Annotated in this window: 21 protein-coding genes; 3 read left to right on the top strand and 18 right to left on the bottom strand. The window is 27.2% G+C overall.

Annotation, left to right across the window (positions count from 1 at the left end):
• Positions 1-128: 128 nt before the first annotated feature.
• Genes ACYUEX_RS02560 through ACYUEX_RS02550 form a run of 3 tightly spaced genes read right to left on the bottom strand, consistent with a single transcriptional unit; the run spans position 129 to position 3,833 of the window.
• Entirely contained in the window at positions 129-2,501 is a 2,373-nt protein-coding gene (locus ACYUEX_RS02560; RefSeq protein ID WP_460286433.1) for an ABC transporter permease, read from the bottom strand.
• 6 nt (positions 2,502-2,507) lie between these two features.
• Positions 2,508-3,209: an ABC transporter ATP-binding protein gene (locus ACYUEX_RS02555; protein ID WP_460286432.1), complete on the bottom strand. Its 702-nt coding sequence runs from the start codon at positions 3,207-3,209 to the stop codon at positions 2,508-2,510.
• A gap of 12 nt (positions 3,210-3,221) precedes the next feature.
• Entirely contained in the window at positions 3,222-3,833 is a 612-nt protein-coding gene (locus ACYUEX_RS02550) for a TetR/AcrR family transcriptional regulator (RefSeq protein ID WP_460286431.1), read from the bottom strand.
• 138 nt (positions 3,834-3,971) lie between these two features.
• Here ACYUEX_RS02550 and ACYUEX_RS02545 point away from each other — a divergent pair, with 138 nt between their 5' ends.
• Entirely contained in the window at positions 3,972-4,772 is an 801-nt protein-coding gene (locus ACYUEX_RS02545; RefSeq protein WP_460286430.1) for a phosphotransferase, read from the top strand.
• Positions 4,773-4,902: 130 nt separating this feature from the next.
• On the opposite strand, the gene ACYUEX_RS02540 is transcribed toward ACYUEX_RS02545, so the two are convergent.
• From ACYUEX_RS02540 to ACYUEX_RS02530, 3 genes are all read right to left on the bottom strand, one after another.
• Positions 4,903-5,556 (bottom strand): DUF3793 family protein, encoded by a 654-nt coding sequence (locus tag ACYUEX_RS02540; RefSeq protein WP_411170110.1) that lies wholly within the window; start codon positions 5,554-5,556, stop codon positions 4,903-4,905.
• Between the two features lie 12 nt (positions 5,557-5,568).
• Positions 5,569-5,994: a flavodoxin gene (locus ACYUEX_RS02535; protein WP_460286429.1), complete on the bottom strand. Its 426-nt coding sequence runs from the start codon at positions 5,992-5,994 to the stop codon at positions 5,569-5,571.
• A gap of 187 nt (positions 5,995-6,181) precedes the next feature.
• Complete coding sequence (locus ACYUEX_RS02530) at positions 6,182-6,688, bottom strand: GNAT family N-acetyltransferase (RefSeq protein ID WP_460286428.1); 507 nt, start codon at positions 6,686-6,688, stop codon at positions 6,182-6,184.
• 508 nt (positions 6,689-7,196) lie between these two features.
• On the opposite strand from ACYUEX_RS02530, the gene ACYUEX_RS02525 reads away from it, so the two are divergent.
• Positions 7,197-7,709: a ferritin gene (locus tag ACYUEX_RS02525; protein ID WP_460286427.1), complete on the top strand. Its 513-nt coding sequence runs from the start codon at positions 7,197-7,199 to the stop codon at positions 7,707-7,709.
• 104 nt (positions 7,710-7,813) lie between these two features.
• Here the strand turns inward: ACYUEX_RS02525 and ACYUEX_RS02520 are convergent, their stop codons facing one another.
• Genes ACYUEX_RS02520 through ACYUEX_RS02495 form a run of 6 tightly spaced genes read right to left on the bottom strand, consistent with a single transcriptional unit; the run spans position 7,814 to position 13,181 of the window.
• Positions 7,814-8,566: an ABC transporter permease gene (locus ACYUEX_RS02520; protein ID WP_460286426.1), complete on the bottom strand. Its 753-nt coding sequence runs from the start codon at positions 8,564-8,566 to the stop codon at positions 7,814-7,816.
• Positions 8,563-9,315 carry an ABC transporter ATP-binding protein gene (locus ACYUEX_RS02515; protein ID WP_460286425.1) on the bottom strand — a complete coding sequence of 251 codons (753 nt, stop codon included), beginning with the start codon at positions 9,313-9,315 and terminating at the stop codon, positions 8,563-8,565. The genes ACYUEX_RS02520 and ACYUEX_RS02515 overlap by 4 nt, the downstream gene beginning before the upstream one ends.
• Before the next feature lie 17 nt (positions 9,316-9,332).
• Positions 9,333-10,286 (bottom strand): ABC transporter substrate-binding protein, encoded by a 954-nt coding sequence (locus ACYUEX_RS02510; protein WP_460286424.1) that lies wholly within the window; start codon positions 10,284-10,286, stop codon positions 9,333-9,335.
• Positions 10,276-10,866, bottom strand: a complete 591-nt coding sequence (locus ACYUEX_RS02505; protein WP_460286423.1) for a UbiX family flavin prenyltransferase — start codon at positions 10,864-10,866, stop codon at positions 10,276-10,278. The genes ACYUEX_RS02510 and ACYUEX_RS02505 overlap by 11 nt, the downstream gene beginning before the upstream one ends.
• A gap of 10 nt (positions 10,867-10,876) precedes the next feature.
• Entirely contained in the window at positions 10,877-11,746 is an 870-nt protein-coding gene (locus ACYUEX_RS02500) for a UbiA-like polyprenyltransferase (RefSeq protein WP_460286422.1), read from the bottom strand.
• Positions 11,736-13,181 (bottom strand): menaquinone biosynthesis decarboxylase, encoded by a 1,446-nt coding sequence (locus tag ACYUEX_RS02495; RefSeq protein ID WP_460286421.1) that lies wholly within the window; start codon positions 13,179-13,181, stop codon positions 11,736-11,738. The genes ACYUEX_RS02500 and ACYUEX_RS02495 overlap by 11 nt, the downstream gene beginning before the upstream one ends.
• A gap of 372 nt (positions 13,182-13,553) precedes the next feature.
• Between ACYUEX_RS02495 and lpdD the strand changes: the two genes are divergently transcribed.
• On the top strand, positions 13,554-13,922 hold the full coding sequence (gene lpdD / locus ACYUEX_RS02490) for a prenylated flavin chaperone LpdD (RefSeq protein ID WP_460286420.1): 369 nt from the start codon (positions 13,554-13,556) through the stop codon (positions 13,920-13,922).
• Between the two features lie 67 nt (positions 13,923-13,989).
• Here lpdD and ACYUEX_RS02485 read toward each other — a convergent pair whose 3' ends face one another.
• From ACYUEX_RS02485 to ACYUEX_RS02460, 6 genes are all read right to left on the bottom strand, one after another.
• A complete protein-coding gene (locus ACYUEX_RS02485) occupies positions 13,990-15,261 on the bottom strand; it encodes an aspartate aminotransferase family protein (protein ID WP_460286419.1) in 1,272 nt (423 codons plus the stop codon).
• Between the two features lie 78 nt (positions 15,262-15,339).
• The gene (locus ACYUEX_RS02480) at positions 15,340-17,265 is read right to left on the bottom strand and encodes a peptidase U32 family protein (protein WP_460286418.1); all 1,926 of its coding nucleotides are present in this window, start codon (positions 17,263-17,265) and stop codon (positions 15,340-15,342) included.
• A 367-nt stretch (positions 17,266-17,632) separates the two neighbouring features.
• A complete protein-coding gene (locus ACYUEX_RS02475) occupies positions 17,633-18,877 on the bottom strand; it encodes a sensor histidine kinase (RefSeq protein ID WP_460286417.1) in 1,245 nt (414 codons plus the stop codon).
• Between the two features lie 2 nt (positions 18,878-18,879).
• Positions 18,880-19,560 (bottom strand): response regulator transcription factor, encoded by a 681-nt coding sequence (locus tag ACYUEX_RS02470; protein WP_460286416.1) that lies wholly within the window; start codon positions 19,558-19,560, stop codon positions 18,880-18,882.
• A 219-nt stretch (positions 19,561-19,779) separates the two neighbouring features.
• Entirely contained in the window at positions 19,780-22,305 is a 2,526-nt protein-coding gene (locus ACYUEX_RS02465; RefSeq protein WP_460286415.1) for an ABC transporter permease, read from the bottom strand.
• Between the two features lie 11 nt (positions 22,306-22,316).
• A complete protein-coding gene (locus ACYUEX_RS02460; RefSeq protein WP_460286414.1) occupies positions 22,317-22,982 on the bottom strand; it encodes an ABC transporter ATP-binding protein in 666 nt (221 codons plus the stop codon).
• Positions 22,983-23,098: the final 116 nt, after the last annotated feature.

Raw genomic sequence — 23,098 nt, 5'->3', positions numbered from 1 at the left:
ATCATGAATATTGCATATTTTTTAATGATATAATTTTATCATTAATGTTTTATTAACTAAATATATTATTTTAATTAATATAAAAAGAGCTGAATAACTCCAGCTCTTTACTAATTAATAAATTACATCTATTCCCTATATTCTTTCAAAATCTCTTGCAAAGCAATTTTATTTATTTTTCTTTTAGCTCCGTAGCTTCCTATTAAAAATATTAAAATAACTATTAATAACCCAACTACTCCATGCCAGGCCTTAAATTCAAGTGGCATTACCATATTAAATCCTGTGGCTAGATAATCCACGAAGAAATTCATTGATGCTATGGTTATTGGAATACTTATTAAAAATGCTATTATTGAATATCCTAAATAGCTATTTAATATCATTGAATTGACTTCTTTTTTGGTATATCCCATTACTTTTAATAATGATATATTATAATAATTATCTTCTACTGATAGTGAAGTCAATATTGAAAGAATTATTGCAGCCATAAATATTGCTGATAATAACATTCCTCCAATAGCTACAATGACAAATTTTTGCATTGATGCTGCTTGATCTATTATATCTTGCTTATTTGTCACAGTTAAATAATCCTTCTTGTCTAGAGAATCTTTCGAATATACACCATTAAATAAACTTGAATCCTTATTGTCTGATATTATATTACTTAGCTTTTCCCTATCTATATATATGGTAGAACTACTGTAGTCATCCGCTATTTCTTTTATTTCAAATGTATAGTCTTTATTATTAATATTTATTGTTATTTCATCTCCAATTTTCTTTTTGTTAAACATTTGAAAACTCTTTGTTACTATAATTCCATCTTTTATTTCTTCAGTAACATCCTTATCTTTTTTATTATATAATCTAAATAACTTACCCTTTATATCTATCCCCTTAACTTCAACTGATTTATCTTCGTATTTTATCGATGGTAATGTTAAATATTTTTCATCATCATTATTTGTCTTTGGAAGTTCTTTTGTTATATCAACTATCCCATCGTACTTATATTCCTGGATTTTATAATTATCCATAGTCATTTTACCCATAAAATCTGGCATAGTTAAACTAAACATAATCATAACTGATGAAGAAATTACACCTATTAAAAACACTATAAATTTTCCATAATCTCTTAGTAAGAAAGAATATTTAAATTTAGTTGTAGCTTTTGCCTTATTTAATATTTTATCTGCTATTTTATTTAGTTTATTAATGCCTTCACTTTTACCAACTCTTAATAAATCTAAAGGTCTTGTTTTAAGCATTCTCATAATTATTAAAAAGGCTAATGAGAATATACAAATAAATGGAACTAATATTGAATAAATTAATGACTCATAAGCAAAAACCATTTCTTCATGTGGGAATAAATAAAACACTGAATAAAACTCTTTTAATGGCTCACTTATAAAAAACCCTAAAACAGCTCCTAATAATAAAGTAGGCAATGAAATTATAGTTATCATTATTAAATATGGCTTTGCTATTTCTCTTTTTCTATAGCCCAAAGCCTTCATTATACCTATTTGACCTTTTTCTCCATTTATAATTTTATATAAAATTATTGATACAATAATTATTGCAATAAATGCAATACCAGAACTCATACTTACAGTTGCAACTTTACCTGCTTTTACCTCTTCATAAATTGCTCCACTTCTCATGGTTTCCTTAGTTAAATTTATATTAGTTATAAACCCAAGGCTATTATCATCCCTATAAGTTTCAATTACATCTTTCTTAAAATTTTCTGTATCAAAATTTTTATTACCTTTACCAGATAGCCTTATCTCTTCTTTTCCTTCTAGATTATAAAATTCATTATTTGATACTAAAGCTAATGATATTGTTTTTGCATCTAATATAAAATCCGTTCCAAACATAGGTAATGTGTAATCTGGAAAAAGCACATAACCTACAATCTCATACTTCTTATTATTTATTTCTATAGTATCCCCTATAGTTAAATTATTCATTTGAGCAAAAACTCTTGTTAAAGCTATTTCATCTTCATTTTCTGGCTTTTTTCCCTCTTCTATTTTTGATTTGTTTATATTTTCTGAATCCTTTAAAAATCTAAGCTTTACTGAAGTGCTGTTAAGATTAAAGGTTACATCTTTTCCTTCTCTCGTCTCTAAATCATACCCCTCATATCTATCATTGAAACTCTTAATTCTATTGTCTAATATTTTGTAAAAACTATCTTTATCAATTGCTTTTAAGTTAGTTAATGTAGTTATAGGGTTTATTCGCAAATTTTCTTTTATTAATTCTTCATACTCTTCGGCTGTTAATGAGTTTATCATATCTATAGAAAAATCCTCTTGATTTCCTTCAGTAAGATATTTATCTATGGTGTTTTGCATTGTTTCCATTGTATTAAACATAGCTGTAAATAAAAATGAGCTTAAGAAAATAATTATACAAACACCTAAAAATTGAAATTTCTTTTTCTTAAATAACTGTAAGGTATTCTTAAATAGCATAATTATCTACCCCCATATAATTTCAGATGGATTTATCTTTTCTTTATTTATAACTGTCTCTACTATTTCTCCTGAATTCATTTTTATAACTTTATCAGCCATCTTAGAAATTCCCGTATTATGTGTAATCATAACTACAGTTGTTTTGTAGTCTTTATTCATTTCTTGAAGCAACTTTAATACTTCTTTTGCAGTCTTTTCATCTAAAGCTCCTGTTGGTTCATCACAAAATAAAATCTTTGGGTTTTTAACTATACTTCTTGCGATAGAGACTCTTTGTTGTTGTCCTCCTGATAATTGTGATGGGTATTTATTTTTCTCATTTGTTAGTGATACCTTTTCTATAATTTCATCTATATTTATTGGATTTTCACTTAAATTCGCTCCAATATCTATATTTTCTCTAACTGTTAAATTTTGAAGCAAATTATACTGTTGAAATATAAAGCCTAAATATTTTCTTCTAAATAAAGTTAACTTTTCTGTATTATAGCCTGAAATACATTCATCTTTAAAGTTTATTTTTCCTGATGTTACTGTATCGAGTCCACTAATTACATTAAGTAATGTACTTTTTCCGCTTCCACTTGGCCCTAGAATAACTATAAAATCCCCTTCTTCAATATTCATAGAAACATTTTTTAAAGCATAGGTTTCTACTTCACCTGCTTTATATATCTTGGTTACATCTTTTAATGATAATAACATACTTTTCACCTCTTACTTATATACTAATTCCTTTATAAAGTTTAAATACTTATTGGACTCTTTAATTATTTTTTCAAGATCTTTAATCATTTGTTCTTGATTGTTTTTATATTTTCTAGATATTTTTTCTGATAAACCATTCATTGTTAAAAGTATTGTACTAAGAGTCATTTCTATATCTATTCCATCTTTAAATTTTGAGTAATCAACATTTGTAGTCATTAACTCAAAAAACATCTTTGAATATTTTTCATATTTTATAGAAAACTTATCTTTAATATCCTCATCTGCCTCTGTAAAAGCCTGAATAATCAACTTATTTTCATTTGGATACTTTAAAAATATATTTAACTTTATCTTTTGTATTTCCTTTATTTTCTCAAATATATCAGTACTTTTTATATTTAATTCCTCTTCAATAGTAATACCAATATCATTTAAAGTTTTTTCAACTACAAATAGATATAAGTTTCTTTTATTTTTAACATAATTGAATAGCGTACCTTTAGAAAATCCACATTCCTTTACAATATTATTAGTTGATGCTAATTCATATCCCTTTTCAGCAAATTCTTTCAAGGATACTTCATAAATAAGTTCCTCTTTATCCTTAGGTATATTCATCACTTCACCCCTCCTCCAATATTTAATTATCATAATTATATACCCCCATGACCACATGGTCAATGGCTTTTAAAAAATATTATATCCTATATTTAAATAATGATATAATACTTTTAGTAATCTTTTAAGGAGATAGAAATGAGTACTTTTTTAAAAAATAATGAACTTACTAAATTAGGAGGACTTAATAATTCAAATTACTTATTGAAGTCTAATAATAAAAAATACGTTTTAAGAATACCTGGTAAAGACAATAAAAATAATTTTTACTATGAAAATTCTATACTAAATTTAGTCCAACCACTAAATATTTGCCCAGATATAATCTATCATAGTAAAGATAACGGAATTCTCATAAGTAAATTTATAGAAAGTTCTCAAATCAGCATAGATATTTATAATTCAAAAAGCTTTCTAAATACTTTAACCTTTACATTAAAAAAATTACATAATTTAGAATATAATAATAATTTTAATCCATTTGAAGTTATTGAAAATAATATAAACTTTTTAATTAATGATAAATTTGATTTCAATCATAACATAAATCAAATATTGAAGAAATTAAAATATCTTGAAAAGAAATTAACTAAAGAAATAACTTATGGATTGTGCCATAACGACTTAAATATTTCTAATATTTTGTACTCTAATGAAAAAGTTTATTTTATAGACTTTGAATTTTCTGGGATGGGTGATATATTCTTTGATTTAGCAACCTTATCCTGGTTTTTGAATGAAGATATGAAAGTTAAATTACTTAAAAATTATTTTGGACATTACTCATTAGAACACAAAGAAAAGTTAGAAGAGTATCTATTTATAGTTAAACTTTGGAATGCAACTTGGAGTTTTATTAAATCAATTAATTCAAATTTAGATTATGATTATAAACTTGGCGGGAACATGATATTAGACGATTTAATGAATTCAATATAGATATTTTACTATACTATTATGAAAATAATTAGGAACCCTAAATTATTTAAGGTTCCTACATGATGAGAAAAATTTTATATATTTATATTGTAAGTAAAAATATATCCCGAAATTTTTTTAATAAGATTTTTTATCCAAATACTATTTTTTGATTTTTTTCAAATTTATCTTTTAATATATTAGATAAATTAATATGTCTATTACCAATTAATATATTTTCAGCTGTATGCTCTTTTACTTTATCAAAAAGAGCAAATACAGTCTTTGCTTTATTGCACTCATTATAAACTTTCCAATATCCACAAGCTAAGCACTTTTTTTCAGTACATTCCATAAAATCTTTTACATCTTCTAATGGATATCCTAAAAATATCCCAAGTTCATGTGGGCAATTGTATATACTATATCTTTCTTTTAATTTTTGTAATACCTCTTTTATATTAAAGCAATTTTCATAACCAATAGAACCTAAGAAATTTAAACTTTTATAATTACTTATTACCTTTTTAAGCAATTCTTCACTATATATAAAAACAATTAATGCTTTATCATTTTCTCTTAGTTCAATATAATTCAGCCCTAATTTTTTCAGATATTCTTCTCCATAGGTATTCCATAAAAAATATGTTTTCTTATTATTATTTTTAAATAAATTTAAAGTAATTGATGGTTTTAGTTTCGCACTTATTAAAGCAACATTATAAGATATGAAATTTTCTATATATTCCTTATCCTCCATTCTGTTTAATAATTTATAAAGACTATCAACTTTACTAACCATCATTTACTCCTCCAGTTATTTGTTAAGCTTATATATTTGTCTTCCGTATTCTACACACTTTTCTTCATCTTCACCTTCTGGTAGGTAATTAACTATTAATGATTCTAAAGGTAATATACCTCCTGATGCTTGAACTCTCTCTTCAAAACTTGCCATCCATTCTCCTGTTCCCCAACCATAAGATCCAAATAAAGCTACTTTCTTGTTATTTAAATCTTTTTCTATCGATTCAAAGAAAGGTAAAAATTCACCTTCTTCAAGTTCCTCATCTCCCATAGAAGGACATCCTAATATAAGAATATCTTCATTAACTATTGAATTTACATCTTTAGATGATATATTTATTAGTTCTCCCATACCACCTTCCTCATTAATTCCCTTTAAAATTAAATTTGCCATAGCCTCAGTATTTCCAGTACCACTCCAATAAATAATTTTCATATAGTCTCCTCCTTTTATCTGAGAATGATTATCATTATTATATCTATATAATATACTGCTTCCCAAATAAAGTCAATATATTTTTTATATTTTGCATTTATTTGAAATATAAAGAGTCTGTTTATGAAAATATTTATAAATCTTCATAAACAGACTCTTTAATGTTTAAATATAAGCTAAAATAGCCTTATGCAGCTATTTTCCAAAACTCTTCCATATTAATATGATATTCGATTTCCCTTTCAAGCTCTTTTACTTGCTTAAATCCAATACCTTTAAAAAGATTTTGAGATCTTTTATTAGCTTTTTTTATTTTAGCAACAACTCTATCTGCTCTCATATCAAAAAAAGCTACTTTTAAAGCTTCTACCACTGCATTGTGTCCTATTCCTTTACCCCATAATTCCTTTTCACCTACTGCAATAACTATTTCTACTAATTCATTTTTCGGTACTAATCTTAAAAATCCTACTGTTCCATATATATTTTTAATAGTAAAAAATCTACAATTATTATTAAATAAATGAGTTAAAATAGGCATATTAATTCTATTTATAACGTTAATTAAATTGCTTTTAACATTAGCATCTTCATTTAAATGACTAATTACTTCCTCATCACTAAGCCAATTGCATATTTTTTCCGCATCAGATCTATACACTTCTTGACTTAGATTAATACTACTTACTTCCACAAAGTACAACTCCTTAGTTATATTTATAAATCTATAAAACTTTATAAATTAATTATTACTAGTAATACTCATATATTACTATCATTATCTATATAAGTAAAAAATACTATCTTCTGTTACTTACATTTAACTCATTTTTTGTATCCTTATCTTTATTTTCTAGCATATTACCAATCAACTTATATTTCCCATTTTTAGTATTTTATTTCCATTTAAAGTTATTAAAAGTATTTTTCTGTAATTTTGTCTTTATAAATTTTATTAATCATATTATTTTTTATATTCTTGTATTTAATTTAACCATATTAAACTTCTAATCCTATATAATTGGAATTATTAAGGTATTATTCGTCTTAAGAAAGTCAATATTAATAGTATTATATAGAAGATTAGTATATAATAAGATTTATAATAAAATTTTGGATTTAATAGAAAATTAGTTAAATTTGTTTACATAAATAAATTTATATAAATTAAAAATTCTAATTTAAATTATAGGAGGAAACAAATGTTAAGTGAAAATCTATTAAATAATCTTAATGAACAAGTTAATTTTGAATTTTATTCATCTTATACTTACTTATCTATGTCTGCTTATGCTGAATCAATTGATTTAAGTGGATTTGCTAATTTTTTTAGAGTTCAAGCTCAGGAGGAACTAGCTCATGCTATGAAATTATATGATTATATTTTTCAAAAAAATGGTGTAGTTAAACTAAAAGAGGTTCCACAACCTGAAGGAAACTATGATAACATTATTGATTTATTTGAAAAAGGTTATGAACATGAACAGTTAGTAACTAAGAAAATTTACCAACTAGCTGACATTGCTCTTGAAGAAAAGGAACATGCAACAATTAGTTTACTTAAATGGTTTATCGATGAACAAGTTGAAGAAGAAAATAATTTCAACTCATTTTTAAAGAAAGTTAGAAGATCTGATGGAAATCCTGCAGCTATATATATGTTGGATGAAGAACTTGCGAAAAGAGTTTATACACCTCCAACAACTACTGCATAAATAATCTAAACCTCAGATAAAAAACCTCATGAGTTAATTAACTCATGAGGTTTTTAATTGTATCAAAAAATTTGTGAATTAATAGATATTATTAACTTTTAAAATCATATATCTCTAACTTTCCATCTACATACTATATCTTCAATACAGTCTACTAAAATAAATAATATTAATCCTAAAAAACTTAAAATTACTATAGCTGCATACATATCTATATAATCAATTCTTGTCCATGCATCTTGTATAAAATAACCTACTCCAACTTTTGTTCCATAAGCTTCTACAAAAAATAAAATTGAAAAAGCTGTACCTATAGCTACTCTAACATTAGTTAATATATCTGGTAATATTGCTGGAATAGTTACATGGCGAATTAATTGAAACTTTGTTGCCCCTAAACTGATTAATGGATTATAATTTTCATTTATTATATTTGATACTGCATCTCTTACTGATACTATTACTTGAAAAACAGTTATTAAAACTATCAATGTTATCTTCGATCCATCTCCAAGTCCATATATAGTCATAATCACTGGTAATAAAGCAGTTTTAGGAATGGGATAAGTAAAATATATTAATGGGTTTAATAATTTATCTACTTTCTTTGAATATCCCATTAGTATTCCTAATGTAATTCCAATAGCAAAGGATATTAATAGTCCTATAGACACTCTATATAAACTCGCTAGTATATGTGTATAAAACTTTTCTTTAAAAAGCTCAGGTATATAAATATATATTTCATGTGGCTTAGGCACAATTCTTGAATTCATAACCATGCTAAAAATATACCAAAGTACATTTAATATTATAAATCCCTTAATAAATACACCAATCTTTTTTAGTGCTCTCACTTATCCCAGCCCCTTTTCACCATATTTTTTATATGTGAAAATAATCTTGAATAGTCTTTATCTTCTTTATAATTTTTATTATTAAAAAGTGTATTATCTATTACTTCGATAATTTCCCCTGGAGTGTTAGACATTACAATTATTTTTTTACCCATATATAAAGCTTCATCTATGCTATGAGTCACAAAAAATGTAGTCATTTTATTCTCATTCCAAATGTCTAGAAATAATTCTTGTGCCTCATCCCTTATAATAGCGTCTAAAGCTGAAAAAGCCTCATCCATTAGAAGTAAATCTGGCTTCATCAAAAAGCTTCTTACTATTGAAACTCTCTGTCTTTGCCCTCCACTTAATTCTCTTGGAAATCTATTTTCCAATCCATTTATGTTCAATCTTTTCATCATTGTATTCATTTTTTCTATAGTTTCACTATTAATTTTTTCACCTCTTATTTTAAAAGGCAAAAGACAATTTTCTTTTACTGTTTTCCAAGGTAAAAGCCCAAAGTTTTGAGGAATAAGTCCAATTTTATGAATATGAGGGTTAAGCTCTTCTTTATCTAGAAGAACCTCTCCCTCATACTTTTTTATTATCCCCGATAGTACATTAAGTAATGTGGTTTTACCACAGCCTGAAGGGCCTATTATTGCACATATATCATCACTTTCAGCCTTAAAACTTATAGATTCTAAAGCTTTGACTTTTTCTTTGGATTCATAGAAAACAGATATATTTTTTATCTGTATCATAAAAATTCCTCCACAAACTACTTAACCGCTATATCACTCATTACATCTTTAGCTTTTAGATCTTTTTCTATTATTCCATTAGATTTTGACCAATCTAATACTTCTTGAACCTTTTCTTCTGCTGGTAAATAATTTTTATTAAATTCAGGTAACTCAATGTTCCCCTTCATATCTTCTGAATATCCAACTGTTGATATAATCAAATCTTCATATTTACTTATATCATTACTACTAATATAATCTATTGCCTTGTCATAAGCCTTATAAAAATTCTTTATAGCTTCAGACTTTTCATCTATAACACCTTGTAAAAATGCAGTAGTTGAAATCATTATATCTTTATTATATATTTTAACTATTTCTTTTCCACCATCTGCAATTGCTTTATCATTAAATGGTGCTGGCAATATAGCTGCATCTATTTGATTATTTTTAAGTGCTTCTAATCTTGCTGGCATTGCTGGTATTGCCACTTTTTCAACTGCATTAGCATCTATTCCATTCTTACTTGTTATATAATAAGCTAAGTAATCAATCATAGTACGCTCTGATATTCCAATTTTCTTTCCTTTTATATCATTTATAGAGTTAACTCCAGAATCTTTTCCAGATACTAAAGTCCAGTAACCATTAGTTGTTCCTGTAATTTTCATATCTATTCCTGAATTTTGATAAATAGAAATAGCTACTTCATCACATAATACTCCATCTAATTCTTTCGCTTGAAGTGCTGCATCTCTATCTTTGGCTGCTTTAAATATTTGAAGATCTAAATCTACTCCTAATTCATCAAAGTATCCATTTTCTTTTGCTATTACTAATGGTACAGCATCAATAGATCCCATTACACCTACTCTTAGCTTAACCTTTTCTTTTGTTTCTTTTGGAGTTTCAGCTTTGTTTCCACAAGCCACTATAGCTGTTGATAAAACCATTGCCATAGCTAAACTTAATATTTTTTTAATTTTCATTAGATTTGTCCTCCCACTTGTTGAATAGTTTATTACTTATATTAAGATAATCTAATATCTTTCCGATTAAAAAGTCTACCAAATCATTCATTGAAGTTGGATGATGATAAAATCCTGGCATTGCAGGAATTATTCCAACTCCAAGTTTTGATAATCTAAGCATATTTTCTAGATGTATTGAATTAAGAGGGGTTTCTCTTGGAACTATTATAAGTTTTCTTCCTTCTTTTAAAGCTACATCTGCTGCTCTGCATAATAAATTTTTAGATAATCCATGACTTATTTCAGCTAATGTTCCCATAGAGCATGGTAATATTATTACTGCATCATATTTATTAGACCCACTAGCTACCCCTGCAAATAGATTATTATTATCTTCAAGCTTTACATTTTTATAATCTTTTGTTAATTCTTTAACCCATGAGTCTAAATCTAAAGCTAGCTCATACTTAAATACTTGTCTCCCTTTTTCTGTGGCTACAATATTTACATAAATTTCTTCATTTAATAACACTTCTATTAACCTTTTAGCGTATATGCTTCCACTTGCTCCAGTAATTCCAACCACTATTTTTTTCATGTTTTTCTCCTTATATTAAACAGTCTAATAAACCAAAAACTAAAAACACAATACTTATTACTTGATTAACGTTATATGAAGCAATTTTAACATTCTTTAAATTAACTTCACTTACCATGTTGTGCTGTACTATAAATAATATACCTATTATAAATAATCCTATGTAATATAAAGTTCCTAGCTCATTTGATAATAAGCCTACTATTACTAAACAAATTAACGCAATTACATGAAATGCTCTTGATATTAATAAAGCATTTTTAACTCCAAATTTTGCTGGTATTGAGTGAATTCCATTTTTAGTATCAAACTCATAATCTTGAGCTCCATAAATAATATCAAAACCGGCTACCCATAACGTGTTAGCTGCTCCCATTACTAATGGAAGAAAAATAATCTTGCCAGTAACAGCAAGCCATGCACCTACTGGTGCTGCTGCTGAAGTTATACCAAGAACTAAATGACACATCCATGTAAATCTTTTAGTATAAGAATATATTATCATTAGAAATAAAGCTATTGGCGAAAGTATTAAACAAATTGTATTGAGCTTCCATGCCGCAAAAACCATAATTCCAAAACATATTACTACAAAAATAAGTATTTCTTTTTTATTCATTAAACCTTGTGGAACTTGCCTTGTAGCTGTTCTTGGATTCCTTGCATCTATTTCAGCATCTATTACTCTATTTAAAGCATTTGCTCCTGTTCTTGCCCCTAAAAAAGCTACTACTATCCAAAATATTGTATTAAAATTCAACTTTCCATTTCCCGCTAGCAACATAGAAATCAAAGCAAAGGATAATGAAAAAATAGTATGAGAAAACATTACTAAGGTTCCATAATCGGTAATCTTATTTTTCACTTTACTAAATTCCATATTCTGACCACCTTTTATCTACTTGCTTCTTCATTTCTTCTGACATTTCTATATCTTCTGGCCATTCTCTAGTATGACCTTCACTAGGCCATTTTATCGTAGCATCTATTCCTATTCTGCTACCATAGAAAGGTATGTCTGCTGCATGATCTAGTGCATCTAATGGTCCTTCTGATATTACTAAATCTCTTTTAGCGTCAATATTATTAAATACCTTCCAAGCTACCTTAGATACATCTTGAGGATTTACATCTTCATCTACTATAATAATCATTTTTGTATACATCATTTGTCCCATTCCCCATAATGAATTCATTATTTTTCTTGCATGTCCTGGGAACTTTTTTTTAATAGATACTATAACACAACTATGGAATACTCCTTCTAATGGGAAATTAATATCTATTATTTCTGGATTCATCATTTTTAATAATGGTAAGAAAATTCTCTCTGTAGCCTTTCCCATATAGCAATCTTCCATTGGTGGCTTTCCTACTATTGTAGTTGGATAAACAGGACTCTTTTTATGCGTAATACATGTTACATGGAATACAGGATAATCATCTGCTAAGGAATAATATCCAGTATGATCACCAAAAGGTCCTTCTCTTCTTAACTCTTCATTTACATCTACATATCCTTCAATAACAAATTCAGCATCTGAAGGAACATAAATATCATTTGTAATTGATTTAACCATATTTATAGGCATTTTTCTAAGAAATCCTGCAAACATCATTTCATCTACCATTTTAGGTAGTGGTGCTGTTGCAGCATATGTAATTGCTGGATCACAACCTAATACTACTGATATAGGCATTTTACCGCCAAGCTTTCTATATTGTTCATATATTTCTCTTCCGTCTTTATGCCAGTGCCAGTGCATACCTGTAGTGTTTTTATCATAAACTTGCATCCTATACATACCCATGTTTTGAATACCAGTATCAGGATCTTTAGTTATAACTAAAGGAAGTGTTATAAACTTTCCTCCATCTTCTGGCCAACACTTTAATATAGGTAACTCTGATAAATCAGGATCATGATTTATAACTTCTTGACAAGCTCCCTTTGTAGGTAGTTTAATAGGAAACATGGTTGCCATTCTACTTAGTCTAGGTAATGATTTAAATTTATTAATAAGTCCCATATAATTAGCCATATCAATAAATTCTTCTATATCATTTCCAATATCATTTAACTTTTCAACCCCTAATGCCATGGCCATTCTTTCATAAGTTCCCATAGCATTAATTAAAACTGGATACTTTGATCCTTTAACATTTTCAAATAGTAATGCTGGACCATATTCCTTTGAAACTCTATCTGTTATTTCTGTGATTTCTAATTCTGAATCTACTTCAGCCGTTATTCTCTTTAATTGATCCTTTTTTTCTAACTCTTTAATAAATACTTGCAAATCCTTAAAAGACATAAAACACCTCCAAATTGTTGTTTGCCTTCACCATTTTCAACTTTACTATATTACTATATTTTTCTTACTATTTCAACAAACAGCTTGTACTATATATTACTTTTAACATTTCATTTATATCTAATTCCAGCTATAATTATAAATATATATGTTTCAATTCATAATCTACATCCTTACAGTGTAATAAGATTAAAAGTAAATAGTCTTATTTAAGTAAAATGGCAAAATTGAAAGCATATATATTATTAAAATTTTTATATAAGTTGCTGAAATACTTACTTTATTTAAATACTAACAAATTTAAAAATAATTCATTTAAGGTAAAATATTTATTACAACTTATATACTAAAATAAACTTTAGGAGGATCTCCATGGTTCAATTAACAAAAAGATTTAAAGATTATAATGTAAATTGTGTAGCTATAAGAATGGGAAATGATTGGAATATAAGTATCTATGGTGGTGACACTGCCCATATCGGTGCTGTTGCCCTTGGAATCCCTAGAGAAAGTCTTTTAGATAAAAATAAAATAAGCTCTTCTGTATCAATACTAACAATTACAGGCCATAAAGAAGATGTAATAGTTCAAAATGTTGCTAAAAAGATATCTAGTACCATTAATAGCACTGTAGTTGTTTCTTGTGGAATACATATTGATAATATTACATTTGCTGAAATTGAAAGCTTAAATTCTATAATAGATGAAATTGTAAATGAGTTAATACAAAATATTAAATAATTCTTACGTCAAAAGCATGGACAGTAGCTAGTTTTGTTTAAAGTCAAATCTACCTACTGCCTTTTTATTAAACTTCATATAAAACTTCATCTAAGTTTTTAATTAGAATTTCTACATTCTCTTCTGTTATTACTAATGGTGGTTGGAAGGCTAATACATTTCTATTTAATCCATTCTTACCTACTATTAGCCCTCTATCCTTTAACTTTTCTAATATTATGTCAGTTTCTTCTGTTGCTGGTTCTCCATTTTCTTTTACTAGTTCTGCTCCTAGCATAAGACCTAAACCTCTAACCTCTTTTATTATATTGTATTTATCTTTTAAACCCTCTAATTTATCTTTTAATATTTTCCCTAATTCTTCAGCCTTCTTGCACAACTCATTTTTCTCTATATAATCTAAAACTGCCATAGCAGTAGCTGATGAAACTGGGTTCCCTCCTAGTGTTGATGCAGATGGCTTCGTAAATGATTTTGCTATTTCATCATTAGTACAAAATGCTGATATTGGCATACCATTACCAAGTGCTTTTGCCACTGTCATTATATCTGGTACAACATCATAATTCTCTATAGCAAACATTTTTCCTGTCCTAGCAAAACCTGTTTGAACTTCATCAACTATTAATAGTATTTTATTTTCTTCTAATATTTTTTTAAGTTCTTTAAAGTACCATAATGGTGGAGTTATTATTCCTCCATTTCCTTGTATAGGCTCAGTTATTAAAGCTGCTATATTTTCCGCTCCTCTTTTTTCAATTATATCTTTAATACTTTTTAATGATTCTCTTGCAGCATCCTCTGCATTAAGATTTTCATCCCATACATTACTTGCAAAATGAAATACAGGTGATAGGTCTGGATCAGCTCTCCACATTGGTATTTCTGTAGCACTCATAGTTAAATAAGTTCTTCCATGTAATCCGTTATTTAATGCAATAAACTCCTTTTTACCTGTATATAATCTAGCTAATAGCATTGCTCCTTCATTAGCTTCTGAACCAGTACAACAGAAAAATGAACGTCTTAAATCTCCTGGTAGTACCTTAGATAATCTTTCTGCTAGATTAACCATTTCCTCAGTTAAGTAAATAACTGTTGTATGCTGAAGTCTTTGCATTTGCTTAATTGTTGCATCTAATATTTCCTTATTACAATGCCCACAGTTCATTACTGATACTCCAGCAAAAAAGTCTATATACTTATTACCCTTATCATCATACAAATACTGCATATCTCCCTTTACTATTTGTGGGGGATTTTTATAGAAATGATTTCCTTGAGATGATGGAAACAAGTACTGCTTTTTCTTTTGGATTATTTTTTCTGCTCCAATCAAAATCTATTCCTCCTCAATTAAATTGCCTTTATACTAAAAGTTTATTTGTTTAAAATACTCTTTAGGAATATTCTCTACTTAATTAAATTGCATTGCTCCTAAAGTAAAACCTAAACAATAATAATCAAACTCGTTAAATATCTCACTACAAAGATCTAAATCTATCATTGCCTTCTTATAATCTTTTATGATATTTCTCAATGTATCATTATCATAGCTACATCCTTCAATTCTAAAAGACTTAGCTCCTAGTTCACTTAGTTCCTTCAATATAGGCATATAGCATAACTCTTTAGATAATAGCATATGATTATTTCCATTATTGTCTCTATATACAGGATGTTCATTTCCTTTATCATCTATTAATAAAAGAACATTTTTATCTCTATATTTTCTATTACTATTTTTATTAGCCTCTAATACTTTAGTATTTTCATATAAATCATGACTCATATACATTACAACTGGTGAACCATGAACTATTATTTCTAATGGCAATAATGATTCCATTAATATTTCCTTTGTATTTATTACTGGAGATTCACAGGATAATGTTCCTAAGCTTAATCCTTGATTCTTATAAAAATCTGCTGAAAGCTTATTATATATATTTAATGAATAGTCTCCAATAAGATCTAATCCTAAATCTTTAAACTTCTCTATGCTACCTAAATTAGTAACTAATATTCCGTCAATTCCTAAATTACTATTTCTTAATAAATCGTTATAGGTAGAGAAATCTTCTTCATACATCATTCTCGGTAACCCTAAATAAATCTTAGAATTTCTTTTCTTCTTAACTATATCTATTATTTCCTCTTTGCTAAATGGACTATTGGGCTGGAATACTTCCCCTGATAAATATATATTATCTACACCCTCTTCTATAGCTACCATAGCTGCTTCATATGAATTTACTTTTACGCTTAGCTTTACTTTATCCTTTGATTTTTTATCAACTTTAAGAAGCTCTTTAACTTCTACTACTCTTTCCTCACTTATTTCAAACTCATCAACAGGTTTACTAAATACTTTACCTGTGCTATAGAACTTTCCAGTACCTTCATAACGCTCATTTATATAAGAAAGTCCTGGATTTCCAAAGGCATAGGCTGTTGAAAAATCTCTCTTTCTATTTTCATATAAACTTTCTGCTTCTTTCCTTCTATCATAATGAATAGGATCATTTATATATCTATCTATAGCATCACTATATGTATTTATTAAATTTATAAGATAATCAGCATCTCTCATTCTTCCCTCTATTTTAAAAGAAACAACTCCAGCATCAATTAATTCTGGAATATTTTCATACATATACATATCTTTTACTGCCATAGGGAAAGTTGTATCATATTGTTGTCCTTCTTTATTAGTCTTATAAGCCCAACGACATGGCTTCATGCACATACCTCTGTTACTGCTTTTTCCAAATAACATTCCACTATAAAGACATTGTGAGCCATGAGCTACGCACATATCCCCATGGACAAAGTATTCAAACTCCATATTTGTCTTTTTTGAAAATTGTTTTACTGTATTTAAATCTATATCTCTAGATACAACTACTCTTGTAATACCTAACTCATGTAACTTTTTTATAGTTTCAAAATTATGTACATTCATCATTACAGATGAGTGAATATTTAAATTTAGTCCTAAATCTTTAATTAACTTTACTACGCTCATATCTTGTACTATTAAAGCATCTGGTTGAATCTTCTCAAGGAATCTAAGATATTCCTCAGCCTGTAATAAATCCTCTGAACTTAATAGATTATTTACTGTAATATAAACTTTTTTATTTAGAGAATGTGCTAGATTTATTGCTTCCTCTAGCTCTTCATTTGTAAAATTAAAGTCTTTTCTATGCAAACGCATATTAAATATTTTCCCACCTAAATAAACTGCATCAGCTCCACTTTTTATTACTTCCTTAAAGATTTCATAGTTTCCAGCAGGAGCTAATAACTCAACTTCTTGATTATTAAAGTATCTACTCATCTTGTGTTTCCTCTTTCTTGTATATTGTTATTATTTTAACCTTATTAATTATATCACAACAATAAAAAAGTCGCCAAGGCGAGCTTGCCGAGCTGTCGACTTTTTTTTGCGCATGTGCATTTCCGAAGCTTGCCTGAGGAAAATCTTGCACGCGCACTTTATTCTCTTTTTACTCTATAGGACTAATTTTAATAACTTATATCCTATAAATAATTTATCAATAGATTTTAAAAATATAATTTCCTATAGAGTAAAAAAGTGGGTATATATAAATTTACTTACCAAGGCTTTAAATGTAGTTACTACATAAATTTATTAGATACCTACTATATACCCCCTTCCTCTTTTAGCTGATTAACTATTTTCACTAGTAATGTATAAAGCTAATAATAAATGTAGTTCCTACGCCTTCTTCACTTATTAACCTTATCTCTCCTCCAAGTTCCTCTATTATACTTTTAGATAAAGATAATCCAATTCCTATGCTCTTTGGATTTATACTACCTTCACCTTTGTAAAATCTCTTAAATACGTTATTTATATGCTCCTTTGGTATTCCTGGTCCATTATCTTTAATATATATTTTAGTTATTAACTTACCTGCTGATACTCTTATTTCTATCTCCTTTCCCTCTTCTGTATGTTCAATTGCATTTTTTACAATATTTGATATTGCTTCTCCTAACCATCTTCTATCATGAAGTAGTTCACAATCCAGGTCTCCTGTTATAGCTAATCTTTGATTTCTCTTCTTCGCCCCTTCTATTAATGATGATATTGCTAAGTTAATTGTTTCTCTTAATGGTTGTTTTTCCTTACAAAAATTAATAACTCCAGCCTCTAGTCTTCCTACCTTTAAAAGATTCATTATAAGCCATTCCATTCTTAACTGCTGCTCTTCGCACTTTTCTAAAAATTTCCTTCTATCTTGAAAAAGCATATTTTCATTTTCTTTCATAATATCAGTAAACATAACTAAAGATGCTAACGGTGTTTTTAATTGATGTGATATATCAGATAAAAAATCCTTTAAGTATTCTTTTTCCTCTTTCAATAAATGAATTGATTTATTAGCTCTATCTCCCATATAATTTAAAGAGTTAATTAATACAGCTAAATCCCCTTCTTCATATACTCCCTTAATACTCTCAAACTCTCCTGATGACGCTTTAGATATACTTTTAATTGCACAATGTAACTTAGAATATATTCCTTTCAATTCTTTAATAAATATTAAATAAAGTAAAACTGTAAATATTATACTTATAGGTAAAAATGTAAGAAATATTTTTTTATAAAATTTATTAGTTACCTCATTTGTTATTATTGATAAATCATCATCATATCCATAACTCTTTAATAATTTCTTTGCTTCATTTATCTCTTCATCAGTTTTTATCTCATAAAATCCTTTTATTACATGATTAATATCTTCGCCTTCTATAACACTGCTTAAAACTGATGTGTTTTGATCAATTAATGTCTTATTTATATTTTTCACTACTCCATATGAAGCTACAAAAATTATTGATATACCTATTATAAAAATAATTATAAATTTTATTGTTACTCTTTTTACTTCAGGATTATTATATAATCTTTTTAAATCCATTCTCATTCACCTATCCACTTATAACCTATTCCTCTGACAGTCTTAATGTATGGTCTTTCTTTATCTTCTTTAATCTTCTCTCTTACTCGATTTATATATACTGTAAGGGTATTTTCTTCTATAAAGTCCCCTTCAATATCCCAAAGTTTTTCTAATAAAGTCTTTCTAGTTAAAACATTTCCTTTATTTTCGATTAATAATAATAATAATTTATATTCCACTGAGGTTAACTGAAGCTTTTCGCTCTCTTTATAAACTTCATACTTTAAAGGAAATATAATTAAATCTCTAAATATAATTTTATTATTATCTTCTTTTATAGCAGAACCCTTTCGTCTAGCAACAGCATTTATTCTAGCTACTAGCTCCCTTACTCTTACTGGCTTAGTTATATAATCATCTGCTCCTAAATCCAACCCCATTACTATATTTACTTCCTCGTCACATGCAGTTAAAAATATTATTGGAACATCACTTTCTTTTCTAAATTCTTTACACAAATCATATCCATTCCCATCAGGCAAATTTACATCTAATAATATAATATCTGCACCTATAGTGTGAAATTTTCCCTTTGCTTCTTTCACTGTAATAGTATGAACAACATTAAATCCTTCATTTTTTAAAGAATATTCAATTCCCATTGCTAGTGTAACATCATCTTCAACTAATAAAATATTCATATTTCCTCCTAAAAAACTATCTATATCTATTTTAATATAAATTAAAATAATTTACAAAATGAGTTATTTTATCCAATTTGTTATAGGAAACTTCTTTTATAAATTTATGCTACCATTTCTCATAAAAATTTTTCATATTTAAATAATTTGGATTTATTTAATAATAAAAAATGCTACATTATATATGTAGCATTTTTATAATTAAATTTATTATTAAAACTATTCTTCTTCAGAAATACCTTCTACTACTGTTAATTTTTTTAATTTATTCATAGGAAATACTGTAGCTATATATGTTACTCCAACTGCGCATACTATTGAAAGTCCAAAGGCAATAAAGTCAAATTTATATTTAATTTCTGCAAAACCTGCTGATATTTTTATTAATACTGCTAAAAGTATTGCTGATATTACTCCACCTATTATTGCTGCAATTATTCCATATAAAGTTCCCTCTAATAATACACTTTTCTTAAGCTGCTTTTCTGTCATACCTATAGCTTTTAATGTTGAAAATTCCCTTTTTCTTAATAAAAGATTTGTTGATATAGTATTAAATATATTAACGACAGATATTATTGAAACTATTGCTATAAAACAATAAACAAAAAATTCTACTTGCTTATATATACTTTCTACTTGATTAAATGCCTCTCCCATATCCATATAACTATATCCCTTATCTATAGAGTTTTCATTAAAATATTGTACTGCGTCATTTCTAGCATTTACATCATCATTAAAGCTAAAAAATATAGTATTATATTTAAAATCTTTCACCATACGACTATATAAATCTTCATGGAACATTAATTGAATCCCATTCCTAAGATTATTTCCAACAAGAGGCTCTCTATCAGCTATTGCCACAATCTCTAACTCGTAAAAATCACCATTCTTTATAGCTTCTTCTATTTTATTTATACTATTTTCTAACCTTGAACTATAATCATCAATCTTTGGTATTTTTATCTTATCTCCTACCTTATACTTTGTTGCTCTAATAGTTTCTACATCACCATTTTCATTACGTACTTTAGTACCATCTAAAAGTATTACTCCATTTTTCTTTAACTTAGTTAAATCTAGACTTCCTGATACAATATATCTTTCAATTGCCTTTAGCTCATCATCTCCCCCAATATATCCTCGACTACCACCAAAGTCTACAAAACCTAATGCATTATAGTTTTCACTAAATTCCTTTGAATTAGTTTTAGCATTATAATCTTTATTAACATATTCAACTGGCAGTGCAAAATTTAAACCTTCTGAATAATACTTATAAATACTCCTAACAAAGCTTAGCTCTTCTAATTCTTTAACTTGTTCATCTTTTAACATTTCACCGTTAGAAAGTGATAGTGCAGAATCATAAAGTGAATATTGATATTGTTGTAATACAGCTTGTTTTGCGAAGTCTAGAAATCCATAAAATACATTAAAAATAATTATTGAAATTGTTAATGCTAGGGATGTAACTATAAATCTAACTGGTGTTCTTCTAATATTTTTATATGCTATATTTCCTTCTATTCCAAATATTTTAGTTACTAATTTACCCCTTCTTCTCTTAAGTTTACCTAACTTAATTTCATTTTTATTTCTTATTGCATCAACAGCAGATATTTTATTAGCTTTTCTAGCTGGTCCAATTATAGATAATAAAATTGTAATAGCAACTAACAACGCTGTGCCTAAGATTATACTTGGATAAAATCCCACCTTAAAATCCTCTATAAACATTAAAGTATCACCAATAAATATCTTTACTCCATACTTTAAAGATAAAAACCCTATTATACATCCTAATGGCAGGGCTATAATTCCCATTAAGAAACCTTCTTTAAATATAATTCTTCTTATTTGCTTTGGTGTAGCCCCTATTGCTTTAAGTATTCCAAAATATCTAATCCTCTCTATTACAGATATATTAAAGGAATTATATATAACAACTATTGTGCATATCATTATAGTTATAATAACAAAAATGGACATTTTCTTTAATGAACTAGTTACATAACTATTACCACCATTGCCAGTTAAATATAATAACTCATGGTTATCACTCTTATTTTTAAAATCAATATTATTTTCTTCTATAATTTTTGATATAATCTGTTGTTTATTTTTCTTTGATTTTAAATTTATATATAAGGTATAATCTAAATTTTCTTCTAGATTAGTATCATTAAAATATCCCATTAATCCTATTGCTGAATCAGAAGCATATGAAGTCCCTTCTTCTATTCCAACTATTTTTAATACCTTAATATTTTCAGAATCATCTTTTAATGTAATTTCATCCCCAACATTCACATTTAATATTCTTTTATAAGATGTATTAATTATAACTTCATTTTCATTAATTGGTGTACGTCCTTCTAATATTTTAGAAGTTTGCATTTTTTCATAGTAATCTTTATTTCCTCTGCTTATAGATATATCTTTTTCAACACCATCAATTTTATAGTTAGTGTTATCATCTACTATTATTGATGTATCTTTTACTTCTGCATTATTTTTTATCTTTTCTCCTTGATTATTGGTAATATTATACAATACAAACTCAGCATCTCCGCCACTTCTTTTTTTCTCTGCTATCATTGAATCTCTAAAGCTCAAAAGAAATGTTCCTACAGCAAAAATTAATACAGTTGCTAAAACTATTCCCATTACTGTTAAAGAGGTACGCTTCTTGTTTTGTTTCATATATCTATTAGATATTTCACTATAACTTTTCACTATATCACCTCCTATTCACAAACTTTACCATCTTTTATTTTAATTATTCTATCTGCATTTTCTGCTATACCTAAATCATGAGTTATTACTATTGCTGTTTGATTATATTTTCTTACTGAAAGCTTTAACATATCTAATATTTCCTTAGATGTCTCACTATCTAAATTTCCAGTTGGTTCATCTGCTAAAATAATAGCTGGTTTGTTTATTAATGCTCTTGCTATTGCAACCCTTTGTTGTTGTCCTCCTGAAAGTTCTGATGGAAGATGATTTAACCTATCTTTAATTCCCAAGGTTTTAACTAAATCTTTAAAATATTCATCATCTACTTTTTGGTGATCTAAAAGTGCTGGCATCTTTATATTTTCTTCTACTGATAAAACAGGTATTAAGTTAAAGGATTGAAATACAAATCCTATTTTTCTTCTTCTAAATATAGCTAATTTCTCCTCTTTTAGCTTATAAATATCTTCTCCATCTATAATTACCTTTCCACTTGTTGGTCTATCTACTCCTCCAACCTGATGAAGAAGTGTACTTTTTCCTGAACCACTTGCACCAACTACAGCTACAAACTCCCCTTTTTCCACATCTATACTAACATTGTCTAAAGCAATTACTTTATTACCATCTTTTCCATACATCTTACTTAAATTTTCTGTTTTTATAACAACCATTTTTTATTCCTCTCCTTCTCTTATTTATTCTATACCTTTATAATAAGATAGAAATATTACTATAAGATTAAATCTATTATTACAAATTTGTAATAAATAATTTTTTTACTTTTCTC

The sequence above is a fragment of the Clostridium sp. CTA-7 genome (genome assembly GCF_054768095.1).
Note: the sequence above shows the minus strand (reverse complement) of the source record. Positions and strands in the feature narration are given on the sequence as shown.